Here is a 24579-nt window from a genome sequence, read left to right as displayed (position 1 = left end):
GTACCTAATTACAACTTCTCTCTACGATGTCCTGCAGACTTTTAGAGTCGGGACTTACGTTGATCGAAAATTCACAACGACCAGAACCAACAACGAAGGTGGCTGATTGGTCAGGTTTAATGCCTGACAGATAAACAATATTGTCAGTACCTACAAAAGACATCTCGTCAGATTGGTTGTCTAGTGAAACAACTGGCTCTCCAAATAAGTTTTCTTCCGTATTCAGTTTCACTAGTACGCGTTTGCCTACACGAGCTTTTAAGTTGACTAAGACAGTAGAGCCTCGTCGTGGAACGTAGTTTTTGCTGAACTCTACGAGTTGAACGTCAGAGTTTTCTTCAGCGTTGATATAAACTTTGTTGGAGCCATAATCATTTGCGTAAGGAATAACAACGACACCGTCCTTATTCGTTCTTAGTGTCGGGTTGTGGTTAACAATCAACTCTTCAGCGTCATCCACCTGAACGATGGCGGTAGTTTCACCCAGGTACTGAGCAGCAACAACGCCACCCTCATAAATGAGTAGTCCGCCATTGGCACTTAGGCTTCCGGATGTTGTTTCTCCATTTGACTCAATATTTGCAGAAAACTGTCCATAGGGCGTCGAGTTTCTCACCATAGCAGAGACTGACTCGTTACCCGTGCTTGTGTCATTCGTTGTTTGGCTTACGGTCGTGCTGTAATCGTAATTTCCAGTTCTCCCATTGTACGAAAGCTGATTGTTAAACGCGCCAGTGTTTTGTTCATGGGTGGATGAGAACACAACGCTAGAGTCATTTTTTTCGCCAAATGGTAAAGATAGAGATAGACCCAACCTTTTATCACTACTTACCCCATAGTTGGCTAGAACAGTATCGCTTATGGTGTAGTTCATACCTACTGAGATACGACCAAGGCTAAAGTTGAGCGACGAGTAAAGTGATGTGCCACTCAGCGATGAATTATGATAAGTGTCATATCTATAGGACAAGTACAGTGTCGCTTCGCTGATTGGCTGATTGACTGAGACTTCAAATCGATTTCGTAAACCAAGCCCTGCTCTTTCAGGGTCAGATTGATTCGCGGTAGATACATACTCTTCGAAGCTAAGAAAATCAGGGGAGCGATATTGATAACCGACCAACTGTAAGCTTGTAGCCGAACGATAAAACTGTTTTGCATACAAGCTTTTAAGAATAAACCCACTGTAATCCTGATTATCGTCAAAACTAGAATAGCGAGTGGCGCCGCCTTCAAAAGACATCGCACCAAATCGACCAAGATCGTAAGTTACACCTAACTCACCATAATAGTATTGCTCGGACAGTAAAGAGGAGAATTTAGGCGTAATTACTCCTAACCCGTATTCCAAACCACCAGTAAGCACCGCAGGTTGAATCGAAGAGTTCGAGTTGCGATATTGTCCTGCCGAAATGGAGTAGTTAAAACTACCTTCGCGAAGTAACGATGGTAGCTTGGTAAATGGTATTGTTCTGCGTCGAATTTGCCCGTTGCTTTCTTCGATGACTAGCTCTAAATCAGCACCAGTGCTCGATACGTCAAGATCATCGATTTCGAACTCGCCTGGCGGCACAACTCGGCTGTACAGAACTAATCCGTTCTGAAGGACGGTAACTTTGGCCGAACTTAGGGCAGTATCTTTTAAAACAGGAACATAGCTGTTCCAATGTGACTTGAACATACTTGTTGCTTTTGCGACACGAAGGCCTGTCAACGGTAGTGAACCGTTGATGGCAGAAATATTGCTGGTGCGTATTTCACCGAAATTTGCCCGAGAGGTAATCGAGTCGATATCTCTGTAGACAAAAAAATCGCTCAAGTTAGAGTTGTAAACACTGCCATTTTTGTAGAGGTTGCCTCCCCCTTTTAAGCGCCACATACCAAATGTTGCAAGTGCTTGAGCGCCAAGATAGCCATTCACATTGGAAGAGTTGCTTGTATCGCTAATATACGAATTGTAATTCAGCTTAACGCTATTAACACCCTCATCCCATTTAGAGCGAGGTGTTTTGAGTTTGCCATCTTTCTTTTCGATATTAATATCCGGCACAGTGAGGACAAGCAACGACTGCGAAGAAATATAGTTAGCTGTTGCCATTGTGCTGATGTCTGTTGCGACATAGCAGCTTTTACTCACTTCTGGCACTTTGATGTTCAAATCGACCAATTGAGCTTTTGAAAGGCAAGGTTGAATATTATTAGTTGCGTACTGTTTGAACTCAATTAGCATGCGTTGAGCACTAAGCCCATTGAGCTCGACGTCAATCATATGCTCACCTGGTGCGATAGCCTGTTCAAACCAGCTTGTATCAAGTTTTTCACCCGAAATATCGCTATTCATAAAGCTCAAATCGAACTCTGAGCTCATCGCTTGAGTTGAAAGCAATAGTGGGATAAAGCGTAAAAATTGATAATTATTCATGCTGTACCGACAGAAATCAGGGAGTCAGTCCCAAAAAGGAACTGACTCTAGGTGGGGATGTGAGCGCGACAGTATTAGTTATATTCGATTGTGTAGTTTGCTACTGAAGTTACGGTACCCGCAGTAGGTGCTGAGCCGCTTACATTGACATAAGCTGCGTTGAAATTGAGGATGTAAGACTCTGCAGTATCGGTGCTGATTGGAAGCGTTGTTTCGTCCGCTTTGTTGCTACCACCGTTGATGTCGATAATGCTAGTGCCATCTTCTTTAAGTAGCTGGATACCAACGCCGGTAGCCCCACCTGTGCTTGCGGTATTCTTTAAGACATATTGGTTGGTTGGATCACCTTGACCAGAGAAAGCGACTCGCATTTTTTCAGCTGTGGTTGATTGGCTCTTACAGTCTGTAAGTGTGATGGTAAATGCTGTCATACCAGCTAAATCACCAGCCGTAGTACCAATACTTCCAGTAGTAATGCTTGGCATAGTCACGTTAAGGGCAGTTGACGCGCTACCACCACCAGTCGCACCACCAGTTACGGTACATGAAGCTGCAGTTACTTTACCATTAAAGGTAACGGTACCATCGGCAGCGTAAGAACCAGCACTAGCTAGTAGCATGCTGCTAGCGATAACCGTTTTAATTAGAACACTTTTTTTCATTCGATATATCCTTTTGGAATTTACAATAACACCTAGTAATACTGGTATAATTTCTTGCCTTCCAAAGCAAAAGGCCTGTGCTATTTTACGGATTCATTTGGATATATTAATGAGAATCAAGGATAGTGGATGTAGTATTATTCCGATGAAGGTGTAGGGATTTCCCTTTAGGGTGGATGGTGAAGAATTAACACATTGAAATTATTAGGTTTAATACATTCTCGTATGTAGGTAGTATTTCATTAAATAGAGTGATTTTTTCCACTCCATAATTATTATTATGAATTCAGATTGGAGTTTATTGGATTAAATAGTAACTTTCTAGCTCATTATATCTATTAACTAGTACAGTGTGATCACTATTCATAAAAATCGTCAAACAACCTGCAATTATCTGGAGGGGGTCTTTATAATTTTTGAGATAGAGTCGTAGACGGCAGCCGTTAACATCTCGTTTTGTTGGGCATGATGGTAAAGTCCAATGACAATACCTTTTGTGGGCAGTGGCCATGAAATATAGGGTGCTTGATAATAATCTGCGAAATCTTGAGGTACAATGAAACAAAGGTTTTCACGATTAACTAATTTCATCGCAATGTTAAAGTTATCGACTATCAAAGACGAACGATTAATAGAGATACCGTTATCGCTTGCTATATCGAAGAAGTTTGTTTCAGTGTCATTCCAGTCTTTGAGCCGACAAAACATAAAATCACGCTCTTGCGATAGTTGTTCCAAAGATTTATCAGTATCCCCTTCGGGACAAATTACGACGAGGTTACTTGCGGTAATACGTCTATACCTGATTTTACCAGGATGGAATACGAGATTAAAATGGATACCAAAATCGATCTGCTCGTTTTGAAGTTGTTGATTTGTCACCGAGTCCCAAGTTAATAACTCAATACTTGCTTGTGGGAACTGTTTGGATAGCTGGAGTGATATTTCAGCACCATATAGTTCCATTAATATATGTGAAATTCCGACTTTTATAGGTTTGCAATAGTTCTTGTTAGAAATAGTATTTTTTGACATTAGAGTGTGACCAATATCACGTAACATCTGTTCTATCTCTGGTGCAATACTTTTCACATATTCTGTAGGCAGCATGCGATTATTCGAACGTACAAAGAGAGTATCATCAAATTGTTCTCTCAGTTTCGAGAGCTCCTTACTTACCGAACTTGTCGTTTTGCCAAGCTTTCGCCCTGCTTCCGATAAATTTTGCGTATAATATACTTCCAATAGGGTATACAGTAACTGAAGGTTTTCTACCTTTTTCATAGGCTTAGGGTACTGAAATAATCAAACCAATAATACGTAGTATATTTCGTACTTAATGCATCATCCAGTCTTACATCGAAATTTCGTGCAACAAGATAAAATTAATCAATATTTCTTATGGGCGTCATGTAATGCGAAAGTCGTTCGGTTCATTTGGTTTCATAGTTGTATGCCTTGTTCCCTCATTAGATTATGTATTTGGTGATTATTATTTATCTATCAGTGGTAACTCTAGTGGCGGTGAATTGAGCCAATCAAACTATATTCTCTTCTTGGATCAAGACTTTCCTAGTCTGAGCTCTTCATTCATGGAAGGAATAATGATGAACCTAGTTATTATACTGGCATTGGTCATTTCAGCACTACTATTGTTTTTGGTAAGAACTTGGTCGAAATCAAGTATAGGAAAGAGCAGAGCACCCGCTTGGACTGAGAATATTATTTCTCAGTTACCTAGTCTTATTTTTCTCGAGAACGATGAAGGCCTGGTAGATTGTAACTGCCCTTATTATGAGTCGTGTAAAAAGTCTGGAGGCTGTGGAGTACATCAACAGATAGATGGACAAGAAAATAGTATCCACGATCTTGAAAATACACACTATAAAAAGCGTTGTGAATTCGGGTTTATTGATAAAATACGTGTTACCAAGCGAGCGATCCCTGATAGCCAAAAAATGCTGACGGTGGTTGACGATGTAACTTCCGAGTATCAGCAACGCACCGCATTAGAAAAAGCTCACTCGCTTGCAGAACAGGCTGTCCAAAGTCGGGAGCGTTTTCTGGCGACGATGAGTCATGAACTTAGAACCCCTATAGCATCTATGATTGGCTTATTGGAACTTTTATCGTTCGAGAATGGCAATATTGCGGATGATTATAAGTTAAAAAGTCTCATGTCTTCGGCCAGAAATCTGCAGTTATTGGTTAATGACATTCTTGATTACAGCAAGTTAGATAGCCAAGGTATCTCTTTAGTTGAAGAGTTGGTCTCGTATACAGATCTTCTTGGTGACTTAGTGAGATTACACGAAGCGTCAGCAAGGGAAAGAGGACTGGTATTTGAAACGCAATGGGATAACAGCGACGTCGAGTACATTTTGACTGATGCTCTAAGGCTTAGCCAGATAGTAAACAATGTTCTATCCAATGCTGTGAAGTTTACCGAGCAAGGGAAGATTAAGGTTACCGTGCGTGTGGCTACGCAAAGCATCCAGATAATCGTTGATGATACGGGCATTGGCATTTGTCCCGATAAGTTGGAGTCTATATTTGACCCGTTTCGTCAGGCGGATGATTCCATTGAACGTAAGTATGGCGGTACAGGTCTAGGTTTAGCCATTATTAAAAAGCTCACTACGTTAATGTCTGGGTACATCTCCATTAATTCGGCAGAGGGTAAAGGGACAAGCGTCATGATCTCGTTACCATTGAAAAACTATGAATATAAGAAGAAGAAGAAGGTTTGTTTCGACTATGCCGGAAAAAACACGAAGGTGAGTAACTGGTTTTCTTCATGCGAAGAAGATAAAGAAAACTGCATCAAGATTATCGATTCAATAGATGAACTAAAGCACAGCGAAGACAAAGATCGTTATGTGTTGATTAATAATAACCGATTAGGCATGGGGTTTAACGAGCAATATGGTGTCTGGGAAATCAGCACCGAGCCTTTTTATCCTGATTTGTTTTATAAGTGTAAAGAAAAAATCGGTACAGTTAATAAAGGCTTCACCAGCGGTGGTGCAAACATATTAGTCGGTTTGAAGGTATTGATCGCGGAGGACAACCCTATTAACCAATATATGCTGAGTGAACAGATGGATCTATTGGGCGTCAATGCAGTAATCGTTTCAGATGGCCTTGAAGCCAAGAAGGAACTACAAGCAAATGGAGAATACTACGATATGCTGATTACCGATGTTCATATGCCAAAGATGGACGGAATATCGTTAGTTAGGTGGGTTAGAGAGAATTTAGCATCATTCAAATACAAACCGATTTTAGGTTGCACTGCTGAGCATTCGAAATCATTACGAAGAAAAATGATTGATTTTGATGATGTCATTCTAAAGCCTTTTGAAGTTAAAAGGTTATTCGAAGTGATATCGAGTAACAAAGCCAAATACAAAACATCTTCTAGGAAGAACAAAAAAATCTCCAGTTATATGTCCACTTTATCAGATGACAAAAGACAGCACTTAGCTCAGGTATACAAAGATACAATGACAAAAGATTTACACCGCCTCGAATTAGCGGATGATGAGGAAAAAATTCGAAAAATCGCTCATAGAATTAAAGGAGGTTCTAACTCTGTAGGTGAGTTTGAAGTTGGTGATGCTGCAGAGCATCTAGAGAATCAATGTCTTGGGTCGAGTAAGACTGAAGATATTTTTGAAGGAAAGCAGGTCTTGATTGAGGTTCTATCAAATAAACTAAGAGAAGTTGGGGCTGGCAATGTATAACAATGTTTTATTGATTGATGATAGTAATATTGATAGAGAAGTCACGAGTGTTTATTTAAATGACCTCGGGGCTGATACTGTGCAGCATGCGAAAAATGGCGAGATTGCGTCTAGAATTTTAGCTACCGAGACATTTGAACTGATCATTTGTGACGTGGATATGCCCGTATGTGATGGTCTGGATTTTCTTCGCAAACTTGCATCGATTGATAAATCTGTACCTATATTAATGATTAGCTCTATTGCTCAGGGGTTTTCTCAATCTGTGGTGTTAATGGCCAATCAACTTGGGTTTAAACACGTTAACTTTTTACAAAAGCCCTTTTGCATCGACACATTAGAGGAAACGTTACAGTCGCTAAAGCTAAGCGAAAGCATAAAGCCAACAGGTTTGGATGACGACTTTCAACTACATGACTTGCTTACCGCTTTGTATCGAAATCAGATAGTGAATTACTATCAGAAAAAAGTGGCAACAGAATCAGAAAAAACGGTCGGCTATGAGGTGTTGTCCCGTTTTGAGCATCCTATACAAGGGACAATACCAGCCGCTCGTTTTTTAACAGATGAATTACCAACAAGTTTTTATTGCCAGCTTTTTTTACTTAGCTTAGAGAAAGCGATACGTTATTGGAAGCGAAATGGAACCGATGTATCGTTTTCGATAAATGCACCGCCTGATATCTTTGTAAACCCAGGTATGGTGAATTCGATCATTGATTTAGTAGAGTCATTTGACTTTGATTTCGATCAAATCATTATAGAGATTACAGAGGGGAGAAGTTACCTATTGGATAGCGCATTTTTATACGCTTTTAATAAGTTATCTCTAGTTGGTGTGAAGTTTTCTATTGATGACTTTGGTGACGATCATGCGACATTTAGAAAACTTGCAAATCTTTCATTTCATGAACTTAAGATATCTAGGCAACTTCTCCTCGCTGGAAACGAAGACGAAAAAACGTATGCCTTGATAAAGAATATCGTTTCAGTTTGTCGAGAGTTGAATATTCAAACTGTAGCAGAGGGAGTAGAAAATCATGACCTACTTCGATTAGCTCAAGAGTTAAAATTTGATATATGTCAGGGTTTTCTATTAGGTAAACCAAGCCCCCAAATAGAGAGGTCTAATTGATGAATATTTTGATCGTTGATGATCATCCACTAGTATGTGCGGCACTTAAAAACGTAATAGAAGATAACTTTGAAAACGCAACGATAGTGCAAGCTTTTAATGCCAAGAAAGCCTTTGTATATTTGGCGGAAAATAAGGTCGATATACTAATATTAGATATCGAGTTGGGCGACGATGACGGTTTTGACTTGCTGCATAAAGCAAAAGGCTTTGGTTTTGATGGCAAAGTGATCGTTGTTTCAAGTAAAGATGAAAAATTGTGCTCTGATTTAGCGATTAGTGCTGGCGCTTCAGGTTATTTAGATAAGAAAGAAAGCGTCTCTCGTGTGGCTGACGCGATTAAAGCGGTGAACAGTGGTTACACTTATTTCCGTCAGGCGAATGCTGCTTCCACTCAAGGAACTGGTGCAATAAAACTCTCTACTCGCGAGAGCTCTGTACTGAGATTGCTACTCGATGGACATACCAATAAGGAAATTGCTAGAAGGATGGACATCAGTGAAAAAACGGTGAGTACGTATAAACGTCGAATCCTCGACAAATATGATGTGAGATCAGTTTTCATGCTTGTCAAAAATTCGAGCTATATCTTAAAGTGATATCCTTTGGGGAAAACTAACTTTTCCCCAAAGTAAAACAAAACCCCCTATTATGAAACCTCGGTAATGGATTACTCAAATCAATCAATCTACGAGGTAGTCATGTTACAAGACAATTCAATTCATTTTATTGTTATCGAACCGCAGCCACTATTACGTCACTCTTTGACAGAACTTGTTGCTAGCCAACCATTTGTTGGAAATGTCTACGCTCTCAGTGATTGTTCTGATGTTGAGGCGATCTTACAGACTAAACCGGTGCACGGTATAATATTTGATCCGACGAATGATTTGTCTGCAGCATCCGAATTGATGACTTTTCTAGCAGAGTCACGTCCTCATATCTACACGATTGCGTATAGTATGAATATGACCTCGTCTTACAGGCGACTTTTCGACACTATGAACATTATGGGTATTGTCTCACGTCTAGATTCGATTGAAACGCTTCAAGCTTCTCTAATGGCAGCTGCACATGGTTATGCATTCAAAAAACATAAGAATTGCGAACAAGCTAATGAAGTTTATTTGTCACAACGAGAGCTAACGGTACTTAAGTTGCTAACCGCAGGGCATAGAAATAAAGAAGTGGCTCGTCGACTTAATATTAGTGATAAAACCGTATCGACATATAAAAAGAGGGTTCTCGATAAATTCAATGTATCTCATATTATGGATCTTGTACCGAAAGTAAACTCATGTGAGAGCTTTCTTACGGCGAGGTAGTGGCACTCCTATAATATGCATGCTGACTATTAGGTATCATAATACGTAAGATAGTAATGATAGCTAAATAAAATTTAAGGCGGTATCTCGTTGAAATGTGAGCATGTATGTAGTCTGAGTTCTTGCACGGGGTGTGAGCAATTAAATAGGCTTCAAACGTATCTAGGATTGAAGCTGAAAGTTGAAGAAGAGATGGTGGTAGAGATGAGCTCTCTAACAAACATGTCGATGCTAACTGTGCGTACGCTATGTGTATTCTCTCGTTATGGGGAAAATCACATAGTGTCGAAATACAGCATTAAAGACTATGTTTGGCAACGTCCAGTAACCGATAATAACTTAACCCACACTATTCACAAATGTCGCAATGTTCTTAAAGAGTCGAAAACCGAATTTGACGTTGTCAACATTCGTGGCTTTGGCTATTGCTTAATGAATACCAATTTAGCAGGACATAATATAGGTTAGTTTAGAGGCGTTTAGTAAGTTTTGAGATATTGGCAATGAGTGAACAATTGATTAGACAAAGGCGTATTGAGTGCAATACGCCTTTATTTTTAGTTGATAACCTTATGGCAATGCTTTTGAAAGACTGAGGTGGTGGCTTTTGTCATCAAGCCATGAACAGAATAGAAATTTTGTACGCTATTTAGTTTTCTTCTGCCTCTGTATGCTCTTTAATCCAAGATATGAGCGTAAAAGGATAAAAGATGAGAAGAGTTAAGTGGGGTATCGCGGGTTTAGGAAATATTGCTCAGCGTTTCGCAACAGCATTGACCCAGTTTAGTCAACATGGTCAGTTACATGCGGTAGCAGCGAGAGATTTGCAGCGAGCTCAGTTCTTCGGTGAACAGTTTGGTGCGCTAGAGCAGTATGGGGCATACCAAGAGATGGCTGAAGATCCTAACGTAGAAGCTGTGTATATTGCCACGGTACACCCTTATCATAAGTCCTTGGCTGAGCTATTTCTAAGCCATAAAAAGCACGTTCTCGTCGAAAAACCAGCATTTACCAATCTTAAAGATTGGTTAGAGATGAAAGCGTTGGCTGAGCAGCACGGTGTCTTACTGTTAGAAGCAATGAAAACAGTGACGTTTCCTGCCTACCGAGAGCTAAAATCCTACCTTAAAAACAATCATATTAAACTCACTTCTATTGAAGCCGGGTTTGGCAACCATAATGACTATGACCCGAACGTGTTTATCTTTAATGATCAGCTTTCAGGTGGATCGACCTTAGATGTTGGCGTTTATAGCTTGTGGCTCTTCTATGATTTATGCCACGGTATGGGCGTCGATGTTTCACCACCTCAGGTAAAAATGCTCAATACGCTAGAACAATGCCATGTCGATACTGATGCCAGTTTTATCTTCAGTGGTGAGGTAAAAGGCAAGATTTCCTCTTCAATCACAACTGATTTGCCGCGCAGTGCAGTTTTAAAAGCGCAGGACCTGACTATTACGATTCAAGATAAGTGGTGGAATCCGCAGCTGATTGAGATTGAGCATAAAGGCATCACCACTATTATTGAGTCACAAACCAAAGGCAACGGGTTCGAGTTCGAAATCGATCACTTTTCGCGACTGGTGAGTAACAATGAACTAAAGTCAGATGTGCTTTTACATCAAGTGACGGAGCGTGTACTCACTACGATGGAGCAAGCGCTGATAGACAATGGATTAGGTCATTTAACGCGTTTGGAGAACCTTAAAGCGGTATGAAAAACCTTAAGCGTAAGCTAGAACTCTATGAACAGCTATTTCGTACGTTTGGCCCAGGAGAGTCTCACTGCCAGATTGGTCAACTCGCTTCTTTGTGGCATGTGACTGAAAGGTACGTATTTACCTTGCTTAGAGCGATGGAAGAAAGTGGTTGGATAAACTGGCAAGCAAGTTCAGGGCGTCATAAAAAAGCATCATTGGAGTGCCGAGTGGAGCCAATGAATGCCTGCTATCAGGCGGCTGAGCAGTTAGCAGAACTTGGGCGAGTCGATGAGCTGCTAAAGATATTGAGTTTTGGCGGACGTGATGCAGGTAAAGAACTTCAGATCTTTTTAAACCATCCTAACCCAAGCGCACAACAGATTGTTTATATCCCTTTCCATCGTGCGATAGAGCCGCTGCATCCTCATAAGGTGTTACGCAGAACAGAGCGTTTTCTGGTGATGCAAACCTATCAACGCTTAACTAAAGTTGCGAACAATGAGCTTGAAGGAGATTTAGCTTACCACTGGGCGTCAAATACCAATGGCACGGTTTGGACATTCCAAGTGCGAAATAATATTCAGTTTCATGATGGTCACCCGCTAAGTATGCAAGACATTGTTAGAAGTCTAGAAGGGTTTATCTCTCATCGACATTGGGCTGCTTGCTATCAACATGTGGAGTCGTTCAGGGCGATTTCTGGCAATGTTATTGAAGTCAAATTGAATCAAACGGATTGGCACTTGCCTCGAATGTTTGCCAAGGCTGAAGCGTCGATTTTTCGCTATGGTGCGTCTCTAAACCCGGTGGGTTCTGGCGCATTTTATCTCGACGTATTCTCGACCAACATGCTGCGATTGAACAGAAATCCGTTATACAGTCACCGAGCGCCAATCATCGACCGCGTGGAAATTTGGTTTTATCCTGATTGGGCGGTAAGTAAGCAATGTTCTCATAACCAACTTCGCATACAAATGCCAGAGAATACCGCAACGATAGAGAGCAATTTTCCCGCTACGTTTATGCTGATATCGAATCCATTAATACCTAAAGAATCACGTGTCGTGGCGGTTGAAGACACCTCTGATGCTCAGCAGTTGTTTGCCGAGAATGGCCTACAAGGGGATAGTGCGCTTGTGATTGATTATGGTGATTATCACGCTACAAAAGACGCTCTCCTGTGCAGTATCATTGAAGAAGATGACGGCTACGCAGCTTGGTTAAGTCTATTTTTGCGCTGTCCATTTGAAACCTTGAAGCTAGCTGATGACGTGTTACTAGCAATTCAATCTCAGCTTAAGGCGATTCGTAGTGAACCTGATGTAACAAAGTCATTAAGCCTGATGAATAATCTAAGAGCGTGGCTCAATGAGCAACGAATCATGACTGAGCTAAAGCAAGAGAACTTTCGTCTTGAAGTCTCTGAACGTATTAAAGGTAGTGCAGTCGATGGCTTTGGTTGGTGTCAGTTGGGCAAGCTTTGGATAAACCAAGGTTAAAAGTGCTAAGCCTGAAACCTTTGTTGTAGGTACTCGACAAAGGTTTTGATTTGTCCAGGAATGAATTTCGATTGAGCGTACTGAGCAATAACCTTCCCTTGATAGTTTCCGCCTACATGCCAGTCTTTTAGTACTTCGACCACTTCCCCTGAGTCAATATAGGAGCGAATGGCAAATTCAGGGAAAACGGAGATACCTACACCACGAATAACTGCTTCACGTCTTATTTCACTGTGGTTGACGGCAAACGAACCGCTCACATTAATTGATACCTTTTTTAAGTTATGGGAAAAATCCCAGACGCGGTCACGCGGGTTTTCGCCTAAACATAAACAGTTGTGCTGCGCGATATCGTCAGGGTGAATAGGCATACCATGTTGTTCGATATAACTGGGACTGGCGCACATGATTAAGCGACATTCATCAAGTGTTCTGGCAATCAGTCCTTCAGTTGGTTTATCAGTGATATGAATAATCACATCCACCTCATCGCCAATAGGATCAATGTAATGGTCAGCAACTTTCAACTGCAATGCAACGTTGGGGTAGGTTTCAATAAAATCGAGAATCATCGGCATTAATACTTGGCGAGAAAGGGCTTTGGGCGCTGCCACTCGTAGGGAGCCAGATACTTCACTTTTGTCAGCTTGTGCGGCAGAGACGGCCATTTTTGCTGAGTTCATCATGTCATTACATAAGCTGTAAACCTCTTGTCCAGTTGTACTTAGACGCATCTGTCGAGTAGTACGCTCAAGTAGCTTCTCTTCTAGGGCGTTTTCCAATCGCGTGATCGAACGACTGACTGAAGACGGTGAAAGTCCAAGCTTCTTCGCCGTTTTTGAAAAGCTGCCAGACTCGACCACATTTACGAAGATTGCCATCTCTGAAAGAAGAGGAATAAGCTTATTTGTGTCCATGGTGCAAAAATCCTTTGCAAAATAGCTGTATTGTTTCGTTTAAGTTACTTATGGATACTAAATAAGTCAATGAAAGAGAGACGAATGGAAAGGACACCATGAAAAAGCTAAGAAGTATTGAAGATATTCAAACCATCTCAAAGTCAGTTGACCACGTGCTTACGCTATTTAGTGGCGGCTTAGATAGCACTTATCTGCTGGATCTTTTGAAGACGTCAAAAGTAAAAGTGACAGCAGTTGCGATTGACTTAGGCGAGGGGGTTGATGAAGAAAACCTAACGCTGATTACCGATCATTATGGTGTCGATCTACGCATAATCGATGCAAAACCGGAGTTTGTAGAGCATAGCCTTGTATCTGCAATTCAGGCACAAGCGCTTTACCTAGGTGATTACCCGGTTAGCTCGTCGTTATCTCGTCCTATCATTGTCCAAAAAGCGGTGGCTCTGGCCGAAATGCTCGGCTGCGGAGCGATCATTCACACCGCAAACCAATCGCAAAACAGTTTAAGGCGCTTAAATGGCGCCATCGAAGCGAGTGGTTATAAAGGTTTTTATGGCTCGCCGTATGAATATTCGGCGTTAACTCGTGAAGATAAAGCAGCGGAGCTGTTTCATTCAGGCTTAGTTGGCTTTAAGTCACGTAATGTCAGCGGTGATGCAAATCTGTGGTGCCGCGAGTTTGAATCAGGGATTCTTGATGACCCTGAAGCCTTCACTTTATCCGAATCATTGTTTACTTGGTCGAAATGGAACAGAGAAAAACAATTTGATAAGGACCAAGTGAAAATTGGATTTCGCAAGGGGTATCCGGTGACAATCAATGATTTACCTATGCCACTTGAAGACCTAATTGCTTTCATTAACAACCACGTTGGCGCGTATGAAATCGGTCGATATGTAGGGTTCGACCACCTAGATGAGGATGAAAAAGTCTTAGAGGTGCGAGAAGCACCCGCAGCACACATCCTTATGAAAGCATATAAGTTGCTGGAAACAGCAACGTTACCTACTGATGTTCTCAAAGTAAAAGCAATGCATAACGACATTTGGACTCAAGAGGCTGTCGAAGGCCGATGGGGAAGTTTGTTGCAAAGCTCGAGCTATGCGTTCATCGCCCACACTGCCGAGTCTATCTCTGGCAGTGTTTTATTCAGTCTCTCACGCGGTCAAGTATTGGCGACCAGTATCAAAGCTGACAACCCAAAATACATACGCGATAGAGACCATTGGGAGATTCAAACCGCGAAGAAGAGAAGTCTACGCAGGTTGGACTCCGTTACCAAAGCCCAAGTTCATCAAATGACCAAATAGAGAGGTCGGTATGGATACAATAAAAACGCCAGTCGATAGGCACGCTTCGGTTATTTCACGTCTTTTAGCGCAAAACCACTATGTTTTCATCAGTGGTAAGCAGATGACGAATATGCTCACGACTAATGTAGACGAAGTGATTCGTTTCAAGAATTGTTGGAATCAATTAGAGCGAGATCATTACATGGCGGATGGCGGGACTTATCGTTATCGCCGCTATGGTCAGTTCAATAAACTTGGCCAAGGGCGACAGATAACAATATTGCCACATGAACCGTATGTTCAGCCTGCCTATATCAACACTCTTAACGGTGATATTGAACGCCATTTTGAACCTTTGACCAGTAAGTTTGTTACCTCTCCTATATTGGAAAAATTGCTGCTTCTTATGAGTGATGTCTATGACGCTGTTGAAGGAAAAAAAACAGACTGGAATATTCGTCTACACCCTTATCGAATTGTGGCGAACCATTCGGAAGTGGGCCGACCAACACCGGAAGGGCTGCATAGAGACGGAGTGACTTATATCGCTTCATTATTGATCAATAAGGTCAATATGGTCGGTGGTGAAACAACCATCACTGATGACCGACAGCAGGTTCTAGAGCGGCTTACTCTAGATAAGACACTGGATATTGTCATGGCAGACGATGAAAAAACCATGCATGAAGTGTCACCAATACACCCCGATAATTCAGAAAAATGCGCGTACAGGGACGTACTCGTTATCGCGTTTACAAAAATAGGAGAATAGGATGTCAACGGCTACGGGATTACTAAAAAAAGGAAGTTTTAAGTTTCCGTTAACCGAATCATTGCTGCTGTTAGTAGCGGTATTTTGGGGAACAAGCTATGGCTTAACAAAGAGTGCATTGGTTTACACCAGTGTGCTGGTATTCATTTCGATTCGTTTCTCGATCACTTTTCTATGTATGCTACCTGTAGTGATCCGAGACTTTCGCCGAGGGTTAAATAAAGACTGGAAGATCGCCATACCGACCGGATTTATACTCTCGGCGATTTTTTTCTGTGAAGTGTTTGGGGTCTCGCAGACCTCTGCATCGAATGCGGCGTTTTTAATAAGTTTGTCTGTCATCTTGACCGCGTTTGCCGAGCTCATCATTAATAAGAAGCGAGTAAGTAACACCCTATGGATGCTCACTCTGTGCAGTGTGATGGGTGTGTTACTACTGACCAGTAATGAGGGCATTGAACTGTCATTGAATACCGGCGATTACTTTATTCTGACAGCGGCTTTACTGCGTGCACTGATGGTTACATTAACTAAGCGTTTTACGGAAGGAAAAGAGATTACCACCAGTACACTGACGTCACTACAGTCGTTAGTGGTTGCGTGTGTCGCAATTGTTTGTGCGGTGACTTATTTACCGGCAACCGAATTTGTTATTCCTACCAGTACCGAATTTTGGATTACCGTAGCTTACTTGGTACTGTTTTGTACTCTGTTTGCCTTCTACGTGCAAAACTACGCAGTACGCCGCACATCACCAACACGAGTTTCTCTTTTGATGGGTAGTGAGCCTTTGTTCGGGGCCATATTTGCCATGGTGTGGCTGCAAGAGTCGCTCAGCGTTGTACAAGTTGCTGGTGGCGCGTTGATCTTGTTCAGTGTGATAGTGACCTCAACCAAAGAATCGTAAAACGAAAAGCGGGCTCAAGAGAGCCCGCTTTTAGTGTTGAATTATTGAATATTGATTTTATGTCCTAAGTGCGTGATTTGAGTTGACGCGTAACCCAGTGTCACGGCTTCAAACTGTTGGCTTAGGTCTTGAGCATGCTTGGCATCTTTGGCTAGAAATGACACTGAATAGACTGGGCGAACTACGCCATTATCGAGTTTTTGCGTATCTAAGTAAGATGCTGTAACAAGCCCCGCCTGGTTTAAACTGATGACACGCTGCAAGTCGATAGCGAGCACACGATCCATTTCTAGCGCCTCAATTCCTTCCTTCCAAGTGATCGTCACGCCATAGTTGTTGTACACCGGCGTGTTATCTAGCCATTTCGCTCCCATAGGTTGGATATTGGCGATTTTTACCAACTCTTTCTTATATAAAGGAAGATCTTTTAGTTTGTTGCTCACCTCTTGCTGGTTATCCGCCTCAATCACAAAACGAAGCATTTGTACTGAGCGGCCATCGAGCTGGGAGCGGTAAACAAACATGTCTTTTATTTCCCCTTTCTTGATCAGTTCGCCAAAGGCGGCTTTTTGTTCTGGCATGGTATCTAAGACTTGTTGAGCGTCGTTGGTATTCCAAGCCAGTTCGACGCCAAAATCAGCGGCAGTTGCGATAGTGGTGGTAAAGAGTGATGTGATAAGTGCTGCAAAAGTTAGTGTTTTCATAATTATTTCCTATGTTATTGATCGCTGAATATGTGTGTGCTTGGTGGTTACCAACGCGAACGGTAACTGCGGTGGCAACTGCCGCATGTGTCTTGTGCTCTCTCTAACCCGAGCTCTGCTACTGAAGAGTCTTGATTCAGGCTAGCTTGATAGAGGGTTTGAAATCCGTCGTCCATCTGCTTAAGCAGTCGTTGAAACTTGTCTGGAGAGTTCCAAACGGATGCTTTGGCTTTACTGTTTTCCTGACTTCCTTGAGGAAAGAGTGACAGCAAGGCATGACTATGATTTTTTAATGATTCACTGTTCTCAGTAATAAGTGGCCAGTTGATATCTGATTTGCTTAACGCTTCTTCAGTTTGTTTCGCGAGTGAGTCAATGTCATTGAACGCATCTTGGCGCTGCTCGATGACGTTTTGTTGAGCAAATACGCATAAAGGCAAAGCAGCAAGTAGAGTGGTTAGGGTCTTTTTCACGTTTGTTATCCCGTTCGGTTGTTTGATCAACTGAGGATCATTCCTCGTTGTTGAAGTTAATTTACACAGCAATAGTTGCAATTGCAACTATTGCTGTGTAAATTATTGCAAATCGATTGAGATGAATGACACAAGAGAGTAACAAATGAAAGTATGGGATTTAGCGACACGCCTGTATCACTGGGCTCAAGCGGGACTATTTGTAGGGTTGATGGCGAGCGGATTCAACGGAAATGGTCCACATGTTCAACTGGGTCTGGTCTTATTCACGCTGCTAGTGTGGCGAATTGTTTGGGGAGTCATTGGCAGTGAAACCAGTCGTTTTCGCCAATTTTTACGCTCACCAAAGACGGTAGTGCTCTACTTATTAGGTCGTCAACCTGAAGCAGCAGGGCACAACCCGGCAGGTGGCTGGATGGTGATGATAATGATCAGTGCTTTATTGCTGCAATGTATTTCGGGTCTAGCCTTAGCAGGACTGTTAGATGGCCTTCCATTGGCACAATATTGGTTAACTGATGGTCTGTTTAGTGCTTTAGAGTCCATTCACTTTGGTTTAGTGAATCTACTTCCTGTCATGATTGGGTTACATGTTGGTGCTGTATTGTTTTATAAACTACGTGGTAAACCACTGACCAAAGCGATGATCACTGGTATACAACTCCGCCTAACTGATAGTGTGTCGGTAAAATTTGTGTCGCAACTGCGTGCATTCTTAATGCTTGTTGTGAGCGCATCAGTTACCATGGCAATAATTGCATTTTCATCTTAGTGAAACGGAAGGTGAGTAGTACCATGAGTCACGATTTTGATAGACAAACGAGCTTTGGCTGGTTGATTAACGTTTTAGCGAATGACGCATCCAAACTCTTTGATAATGAGCTTAAAAAACATGGCTTGACCATCGCATTGTGGCCAACTTTGATGTGTTTATGGGAAGAAGAAGGGGTGACTCAACGTGATATCGCCAAGAAATCCAAAGTCGAAAACTCCACAACGACACGCACTCTAGATAAGTTGGAAAAGCTCGGCTTAGTCGAGCGTCAAGTTGACCCTGCAAGTCGCCGTTCTTTCCGCATTTACCTGACTGATGAGGGCCGAGCACTTAAAAATGAGCTTATCCCTATTCCATCAGGAATGAACAAAGATTACCTTAGTGTTTTAGAGCCAAGTGAGCAGAAGGAGTTGATTCGTCTACTGCAGAAATTGGTCAGCCAAGTTTAATCTTTACTTCCCATTGAGAATATTAACTCAATAATTAAACCTTTATTTAACTATTCATTTACTAATTTAGGGGCATATATTGTGTCCCTGATCTCATATCTCCGTTCTATTTTTATATTAGTCACACATTTTGTATGGGAAAAATAGCTTCCCTTGTTTGTTTCATTATATTTATAGGAAAATTATCCCATAAGAACTTTCTTATGGGAAAATGGGATGAATAAAAAACAGTTTGGAGAGCAGGTTAATCAGCTCGGGGCACTAAGTGGCGCTGAGCAGTTGATCGTTCGCTACTTTAGCAATAATTATACTGTGCTCCCTTTTGCCAAAATCGACGAGCTATGTAAGCAAGTCGGTGTCGGTAAAGCGACCCTTGGGCGGTTCCTTAACCGACTTGGATTTAGCGGCTTTATTGAATTTAAAAAGTGTGTTTCCGATGATTTAGTTCAAGAGTTATCAACTCCTATAGACAGGTGCATGAATGGTCAGTTAGAAAGCCAATCAGGTTGCCTTTTAACTAAACACTATCAAGAGGTTAAGTCCAACCTTGAAGGCACGTTTAATCAGCTTTCTCACCAAAACTTTCAAAGTACCATCGATGCATTTACTGACCCTAAAGGCAAGCTTTATGTTATCGGCAGTGCCTCAGCGGAAGCGTTGGCGAACTATTTCTACCTTCTCGCTCGTTACTTGCGTAAAGACGTTGTTCTTATCAAAGCGGACCCTTCCACACTGCCGCATCAACTAGTAGATGTCACCGAAAATGATACGCTTTTTGCGATCTCATACCATCGCTACTCCAATATTACATTACGTCTTGCTAAGTGGTTTAAAGAGCATGGCGGAGAGGTGGTCGTGCTTACCGATCAGGCAGTTAACCCATTTGTATCCTACGCAGATATATTATTTTCAGTAGAAAGTCAGAGCGAAGGGATATTTAATAACCGAACATCTGGCCTATTTTTAATTGAAGCTTTTATTAAAGGTATGTCAAACGTAGAAAATAAAGAAGATAGATTTTCAAGGATAGAAAAAACATTTGGAGATTTTGATTTCTTTAAAACTAACTAGCTTATAAATAAATTTAAATTCTGATCCCTATTATTCGAGGTGTAATATGATTACTTACCTAGCGATTCCTATTATCTTTTTTGTCGGGTATTTTATAATTAAAAAATACAATACTCAGTCCGTTCTATTACTGGCCGGCCTTTTGATGATTGCCTTGGGCGTGCTTACAGGTCACGAAGACTTCATGCCGAAAGGCGGTAAACCGACCGGTTCGGTTATTGTCGATTTCTTTGAAGTGATTAAAGTCATTTCCTCCTCAACGTTAGCGAAACTGGGCCTAATTATTATGGCGGTCGGTGGTTTCTCTAAGTATATGAGTCATATTGGTGCCGCGAATGCGATGGTGAAAATTGCCACTAAGCCGCTATCGCATATAAAGAACCCATACCTTGTTTTGGCTATGGCGTATATCACTGGTCAGTTGATTAATATCTTTATTCCTAGTGCAACAGGTTTGGCATTACTACTATTAGTGGCGATGTACCCAGTATTAGTCGGTGTCGGTTGTAATCCAGCGGCAGCAGCAGCGGTTGTTGCAACAACAGGATGTTTGGACTTAGGTCCAGCGTCTTCGGCAGCGAATAAAGCCGCAGAAGTGGCGGGCATTGATGTGGCGACTTACTTCATCAGTTACCAGATGATTGTCGCGGGTGTTGCCATGTTCGTTATTGCCGCATTGCACTTTGTTTGTCAGCGATACTTTGACCGTAAAGATGCAGAAAATGGCGTTGAGCATGACTTTAACTTAGAGATGAAAGAGCAGCGCGAAGTACCAAAATGGTTTGCGATTTTGCCTGTGCTACCCCTTCTATTACTTCTGACTTTCAGCAAGTTCGCAGTTACCAGCATCAAGATGAACGTGGTTACCGCTATGTTTATCGCCTTATTTGTCTCTATGGTCGCAGATTACATTGTGACTCGTGACGGCAAATCGGTAGCCGCCTCTCTCAAGGTCTACCTTGATGGTATGGGCGCAGTATTTGCGAGTGTGGTGAGTTTGATCATCTCTGCGCAAGTGTTTGTAACGGGTTTAAAATCCATTGGCTTCATCTCAATGTTGCTTAACTCAGCGTCTAGTCTTGGCTTTGGCTATCTAGCAATGGTGTTGGTACTGGTACTAATTATCACGGTCGTGACCTTATTATCAGGTTCAGGAAATGCGTCGTTCTTTAGTTTCTCTAACTTAGCGCCGGATGTAGCAGGACAAGTAGGTGCGTCGGTTGCGGCGGTTGCTTTACCTATGCAGCTAGCCTCAGGTTTGATGCGCTCAGCTTCTCCGGTTGCAGGGGTAGTGATTGCATGTGCTGGCGTTGCGAACGTCTCTCCTATTGAGTTGGCAAAACGTACCGCAATTCCGATGCTAGGTGGTCTAGCGACGGTGTTAGTTGTTTCTCAGATGTTAGCGTAACAGGAAAGTATTATGGATATTGTTGAACGCTTTTTGAGCTATACCAAAATTAATACCACTACCGATAGGGAAAAGGGTGCCGCGGGCATCATGCCTTCTTCCCCTGGGCAAATGGTGCTGGCAAAACAACTCGAGCAGGAATTACTTTCACTCGGTCTAGAAGAGGTTCAGGTTAGCGACAAAGCAATTGTTACGGCGACACTGCCAGCCAATATTGATGTACACACTCCGACGGTTGCCTTTTTCGCCCACCTTGATACCAGTGCTGAGCAAAAAGCCGATACCAATGCACAGATTGCGACTCATAGCAGTGACTCGATTTGCTTGAATGAAGCGCTAGATATTCACTTGACCGAAAAAGCGTTCCCAGAGCTTGCTCAATATCGCGGACAAGAGATTTTAGTGACTGATGGGACTAGCTTGTTGGGGGCGGATGACAAAGCGGCGATCGCATCCATCATGGATATGTTGCAATACTTCACTGCGAATCCTGATGTTCCCCATGGCCCTGTCAAAGTGGCATTCCTGCCTGATGAAGAGCAGGGGCTTCGAGGAGCAAAAGCCTTCGACGTGGAGAGTTTCGGCGCCGATTTTGGTTACACGCTCGATTGCTGCGGTATTGGCGAATTTGTGTGTGAGAACTGGAATGCGGGCAATGCTGTGGTGACGTTTACCGGGCAATCCGCGCATCCGATGTCAGCCAAAGGGAAACTGAAAAACTCGTTACTCATGGCCCACAAATTTATCGCTATGTTGCCTGCGGGTGAAGCGCCGGAGTATACCGAAAACAGAGAAGGGTATTACTGGGTTAAAGAGCTGTCTGGAAACAGTGCGAAAACCATACTTAAGCTTGATATTCGTGACTTTTGCCTAGAGGGTTACAACAAGCGCATGGCTTTTCTTGGTCGATTGGCTCAGCAGATGAGCGACCTTTATGGTGGTGTAGAGATTGAATTGAGTGATCGCTATGAAAATGTCGCCAATAGTTTGCAAGGAAGCAACCGTTACCCGATTGATATTGCTCAGCAAGCGTATCAAGATTGCGATATAGAGATGCGTCAAATACCGATGAGAGGCGGTTATGATGGGGCAGTGCTTTCACAGAAAGGGTTACCTTGTCCTAACCTCTTTACGGGTGCTCACAATTTTCATTCCATCTACGAGTATCTACCGGTGAATTCACTAAGATCCGCTAGTGAGGTCGTCCAGAAAATCGTATTAATTACACATAATAAATTCAGTCAGTAGCAGGTAATACTATGAATGTAATGCTTTTTAGTAATGGTAAAATTGCGGGAAACACTCAAATTTTAGAGTACGGCTTTGAGTGGATTGCGCCAATGATAGAAAAGACGCAAGCGAAGAAACTGGTTTTCATTCCTTATGCGGTTATACGCGGAAGTTACGACGAAAGAACAGAACAAGTTCAGCAATCATTTGCTCAATTTGATTGTGAGATTGTTGGTATCCATACCTGTGATAACCCAGTCAAAGCGATTGAAGAAGCGGATGGCGTTGTTATCAGTGGCGGAAATACGTGGGTACTGAACAGAGAGTTGCATGACAATGGGCTTATCGCGGCGATTCGTAAAGCAGTGCTAAAGCAAGATAAACTTTTCATTGGTTGGAGTGCTGGGACCAACGTTGCGACGCCGACAATTCGAACCACGAATGATATGCCGATTATTAGCGCTGCTATTCTTCCTGCACTGAACTTGGTGCCATTCCAGATTAACCCTCACTACATTGATGGCTCTATTTCTGGTCACATGGGCGAAACTCGTGATGAACGTATTGAAGAGTTTTTGGTGATGAACCCTTCTGAAGTGGTGGTGGGTATTCCTGAAGGAACCATGCTGCAAGTAGAGGGAGAACAGTTGACTTACCACTCAGCGAATAGCAAACCTCTTAAATTGTTCAGACATCAGAGTGAAGCAGTGACGTTTGCCCCTCAAGAAGACGTACAGTTTCTTATGGATGAGGGCATCTAGCCATCACAAAAATGTCACGTTCACTACTCAAGCATGCGAAGACAGTTTAAAGTAGCTTCAGCTTGTTAGAGATGATTAGAAAGGCGAGCCAATGTGCTCGCCTTTTGTTTTTGAGGATTACCATGACCAAACCATTAAACGAATGCATTGTGCCTATGTACCCAACCATTCAAGCACTGGATGTGGATGCGCTTGAAGCAGGGGAGCACAAATTTTGGTTTGCTGTTGCCACCGACGCGATTGGTCATCCACAAACGCTTCCTGTTCGAGTATTTAAAGGCGCCAAACCCGGTAAGCGTATTGTGATTACCGCGGGTGTTCATGGTGATGAGCAAAATGGCATTTTAAGCGCGCAGAAAATCGCGCGTGAGCTTGAAGGGCAGGATATTTCAGGTTGTATCACTATTGTCCCTGCCGTGAACTTATCGGGTATCGCTCGTCACAGTCGAGACTTTCACTCTGCTGCGCCAGATAGCTCTTCGGCGAACCTCAATCGGATTTTTCCCGGCAACCCACAAGGGGATGATGCCAGCCGTTATGCGCATAGCTTGTGGGAAAACCTACTCAAACCTAATGCGGACTTAGCGATTGATCTTCATTCTCAAACCAGTGGTAGCGCATATCCTCTGTACGCTTTTGCCGACTACCGAATTGAGGATGCGATTCGCATGGCGAGGCTTATTAACCCTGACGTTATTCTTAACGATCCTGGTGACCCTGGCATCCTAGAAACCGTTTATAATCGCGCAGGTATTCCATCGATCACCATCGAGGTTGGCGTTGGACGTTATACCGATCTAGAGATGGTAGAACGCGCGACCGCTGGGGTAATGAACGTCTTGCGTGACTATCAACTGCTTGAAGGTGACGTGATTGCCCCTGAGCAAAACTGTGTTGAGGGCAATAGCATCACCAGTGTTAGAGCTGAGCAAGGCGGATTTGTGATTTGCCACGTTGAGTTAATGCAGCCCGTTGAAACCGGTCAGAAGCTTGCAACGCAATACAACAGTTTTGGTGATGAAATTCAAACCTACTTTTCTCCTACGCAAGGTACAGTGATCAGTCACAATGTTGAATCGGTACGTGCTCCTGGCTCGCTGGTAGTTCGACTGATTCATTAGTCATTGATGGATACCTGACTTTTCTTGTGTTGGGTATCCTTCCTTTCATCTTTTTCTGACTTTATAAATCTCCCTTACTTGTATAAATATTCAAATTCTTCTTCAATTAGAGCTATCCTTTAGCCCGCTTACAGGGCTAAGTGTGTTTGGCTATCTAGATAAAGTGTCCTTGTGTAAATAAAAGATTAAAACTCTGGTTTGTGA

At 42.4% G+C, this 24579-nt stretch carries 23 protein-coding genes; 17 read left to right on the top strand and 6 right to left on the bottom strand.

Translation table 11 applies throughout. The features are described from left to right. Nucleotides 1-4 precede the first annotated feature (4 nt). The 3 genes from VIA_RS09300 to VIA_RS09290 all read right to left on the bottom strand — a co-directional run bounded on the left by VIA_RS09300 (nt 5) and on the right by VIA_RS09290 (nt 4368). On the bottom strand, nt 5-2422 hold the full coding sequence (locus VIA_RS09300) for a fimbria/pilus outer membrane usher protein (protein WP_004412673.1): 2418 nt from the start codon (nt 2420-2422) through the stop codon (nt 5-7). A gap of 74 nt (nt 2423-2496) precedes the next feature. Beyond that, nucleotides 2497-3084 carry a fimbrial protein gene (locus VIA_RS09295; RefSeq protein WP_004412671.1) on the bottom strand — a complete coding sequence of 196 codons (588 nt, stop codon included), beginning with the start codon at nt 3082-3084 and terminating at the stop codon, nt 2497-2499. Between the two features lie 390 nt (nt 3085-3474). Continuing rightward, entirely contained in the window at nt 3475-4368 is an 894-nt protein-coding gene (locus VIA_RS09290; RefSeq protein WP_004412669.1) for a LysR family transcriptional regulator, read from the bottom strand. A gap of 131 nt (nt 4369-4499) precedes the next feature. Between VIA_RS09290 and VIA_RS09285 the strand changes: the two genes are divergently transcribed. The 7 genes from VIA_RS09285 to VIA_RS09255 all read left to right on the top strand — a co-directional run bounded on the left by VIA_RS09285 (nt 4500) and on the right by VIA_RS09255 (nt 12492). Next, nucleotides 4500-6830: a sensor histidine kinase gene (locus tag VIA_RS09285; protein ID WP_004412666.1), complete on the top strand. Its 2331-nt coding sequence runs from the start codon at nt 4500-4502 to the stop codon at nt 6828-6830. Beyond that, nucleotides 6823-7965 carry an EAL domain-containing response regulator gene (locus VIA_RS09280; RefSeq protein ID WP_004412664.1) on the top strand — a complete coding sequence of 381 codons (1143 nt, stop codon included), beginning with the start codon at nt 6823-6825 and terminating at the stop codon, nt 7963-7965. Before VIA_RS09285 ends, VIA_RS09280 begins: the two co-directional genes overlap by 8 nt. Then, nucleotides 7965-8564 carry a response regulator transcription factor gene (locus tag VIA_RS09275; protein ID WP_004412662.1) on the top strand — a complete coding sequence of 200 codons (600 nt, stop codon included), beginning with the start codon at nt 7965-7967 and terminating at the stop codon, nt 8562-8564. The genes VIA_RS09280 and VIA_RS09275 overlap by 1 nt, the downstream gene beginning before the upstream one ends. Nucleotides 8565-8666: 102 nt before the next feature. Next, nucleotides 8667-9290 carry a helix-turn-helix transcriptional regulator gene (locus VIA_RS09270; RefSeq protein ID WP_235801287.1) on the top strand — a complete coding sequence of 208 codons (624 nt, stop codon included), beginning with the start codon at nt 8667-8669 and terminating at the stop codon, nt 9288-9290. A 168-nt stretch (nt 9291-9458) separates the two neighbouring features. Beyond that, nucleotides 9459-9758 (top strand): helix-turn-helix domain-containing protein, encoded by a 300-nt coding sequence (locus VIA_RS09265; protein ID WP_004412659.1) that lies wholly within the window; start codon nt 9459-9461, stop codon nt 9756-9758. A gap of 242 nt (nt 9759-10000) precedes the next feature. Then, entirely contained in the window at nt 10001-11011 is a 1011-nt protein-coding gene (locus VIA_RS09260) for a Gfo/Idh/MocA family protein (protein ID WP_004412656.1), read from the top strand. Then, nucleotides 11008-12492, top strand: coding sequence for an ABC transporter substrate-binding protein (locus tag VIA_RS09255; RefSeq protein ID WP_004412655.1), 1485 nt, complete (start codon nt 11008-11010; stop codon nt 12490-12492). Before VIA_RS09260 ends, VIA_RS09255 begins: the two co-directional genes overlap by 4 nt. Nucleotides 12493-12497: 5 nt before the next feature. On the opposite strand, the gene VIA_RS09250 is transcribed toward VIA_RS09255, so the two are convergent. After that, nucleotides 12498-13409: a LysR family transcriptional regulator gene (locus tag VIA_RS09250; RefSeq protein ID WP_004412653.1), complete on the bottom strand. Its 912-nt coding sequence runs from the start codon at nt 13407-13409 to the stop codon at nt 12498-12500. Nucleotides 13410-13507: 98 nt separating this feature from the next. Here VIA_RS09250 and VIA_RS09245 point away from each other — a divergent pair, with 98 nt between their 5' ends. Genes VIA_RS09245 through VIA_RS09235 form a run of 3 tightly spaced genes read left to right on the top strand, consistent with a single transcriptional unit; the run spans nt 13508 to nt 16383 of the window. Next, complete coding sequence (locus VIA_RS09245; RefSeq protein ID WP_004412652.1) at nt 13508-14722, top strand: argininosuccinate synthase-related protein; 1215 nt, start codon at nt 13508-13510, stop codon at nt 14720-14722. Nucleotides 14723-14732: 10 nt separating this feature from the next. Next, complete coding sequence (locus tag VIA_RS09240) at nt 14733-15476, top strand: 2OG-Fe dioxygenase family protein (RefSeq protein WP_004412650.1); 744 nt, start codon at nt 14733-14735, stop codon at nt 15474-15476. 1 nt (nt 15477) lies between these two features. Then, entirely contained in the window at nt 15478-16383 is a 906-nt protein-coding gene (locus VIA_RS09235; RefSeq protein ID WP_004412648.1) for a DMT family transporter, read from the top strand. A gap of 41 nt (nt 16384-16424) precedes the next feature. Here VIA_RS09235 and VIA_RS09230 read toward each other — a convergent pair whose 3' ends face one another. Together VIA_RS09230 and VIA_RS09225 are read right to left on the bottom strand one after the other, a co-directional pair. Continuing rightward, nucleotides 16425-17087 carry a hypothetical protein gene (locus VIA_RS09230; RefSeq protein ID WP_004412647.1) on the bottom strand — a complete coding sequence of 221 codons (663 nt, stop codon included), beginning with the start codon at nt 17085-17087 and terminating at the stop codon, nt 16425-16427. A 47-nt stretch (nt 17088-17134) separates the two neighbouring features. After that, entirely contained in the window at nt 17135-17560 is a 426-nt protein-coding gene (locus VIA_RS09225; RefSeq protein WP_038211064.1) for a cytochrome c, read from the bottom strand. A 145-nt stretch (nt 17561-17705) separates the two neighbouring features. Here VIA_RS09225 and VIA_RS09220 point away from each other — a divergent pair, with 145 nt between their 5' ends. The 7 genes from VIA_RS09220 (at nt 17706) to VIA_RS09190 (ending at nt 24375) form a co-directional block, all read left to right on the top strand. Next, the gene (locus tag VIA_RS09220) at nt 17706-18332 is read left to right on the top strand and encodes a cytochrome b/b6 domain-containing protein (protein WP_004412643.1); all 627 of its coding nucleotides are present in this window, start codon (nt 17706-17708) and stop codon (nt 18330-18332) included. 23 nt (nt 18333-18355) lie between these two features. Continuing rightward, nucleotides 18356-18784, top strand: coding sequence for a MarR family winged helix-turn-helix transcriptional regulator (locus tag VIA_RS09215; RefSeq protein WP_004412641.1), 429 nt, complete (start codon nt 18356-18358; stop codon nt 18782-18784). A 216-nt stretch (nt 18785-19000) separates the two neighbouring features. Further along, the gene (locus VIA_RS09210; protein WP_004412640.1) at nt 19001-19855 is read left to right on the top strand and encodes a MurR/RpiR family transcriptional regulator; all 855 of its coding nucleotides are present in this window, start codon (nt 19001-19003) and stop codon (nt 19853-19855) included. A gap of 46 nt (nt 19856-19901) precedes the next feature. Further along, nucleotides 19902-21263, top strand: coding sequence for a C4-dicarboxylate transporter DcuC (dcuC, locus tag VIA_RS09205; RefSeq protein WP_004412639.1), 1362 nt, complete (start codon nt 19902-19904; stop codon nt 21261-21263). 12 nt (nt 21264-21275) lie between these two features. Then, nucleotides 21276-22511 (top strand): peptidase T, encoded by a 1236-nt coding sequence (gene pepT, locus VIA_RS09200; protein ID WP_004412636.1) that lies wholly within the window; start codon nt 21276-21278, stop codon nt 22509-22511. A gap of 11 nt (nt 22512-22522) precedes the next feature. After that, on the top strand, nt 22523-23254 hold the full coding sequence (gene pepE, locus VIA_RS09195; RefSeq protein ID WP_004412634.1) for a dipeptidase PepE: 732 nt from the start codon (nt 22523-22525) through the stop codon (nt 23252-23254). A gap of 122 nt (nt 23255-23376) precedes the next feature. Beyond that, a complete protein-coding gene (locus VIA_RS09190; protein WP_004412632.1) occupies nt 23377-24375 on the top strand; it encodes a succinylglutamate desuccinylase/aspartoacylase family protein in 999 nt (332 codons plus the stop codon). Nucleotides 24376-24579: the final 204 nt, after the last annotated feature.

The sequence above is a fragment of the Vibrio orientalis CIP 102891 = ATCC 33934 genome, from assembly GCF_000176235.1.
GTDB lineage: Bacteria > Pseudomonadota > Gammaproteobacteria > Enterobacterales > Vibrionaceae > Vibrio > Vibrio orientalis.
This window is presented reverse-complemented; position numbering and strand designations above follow the sequence as displayed.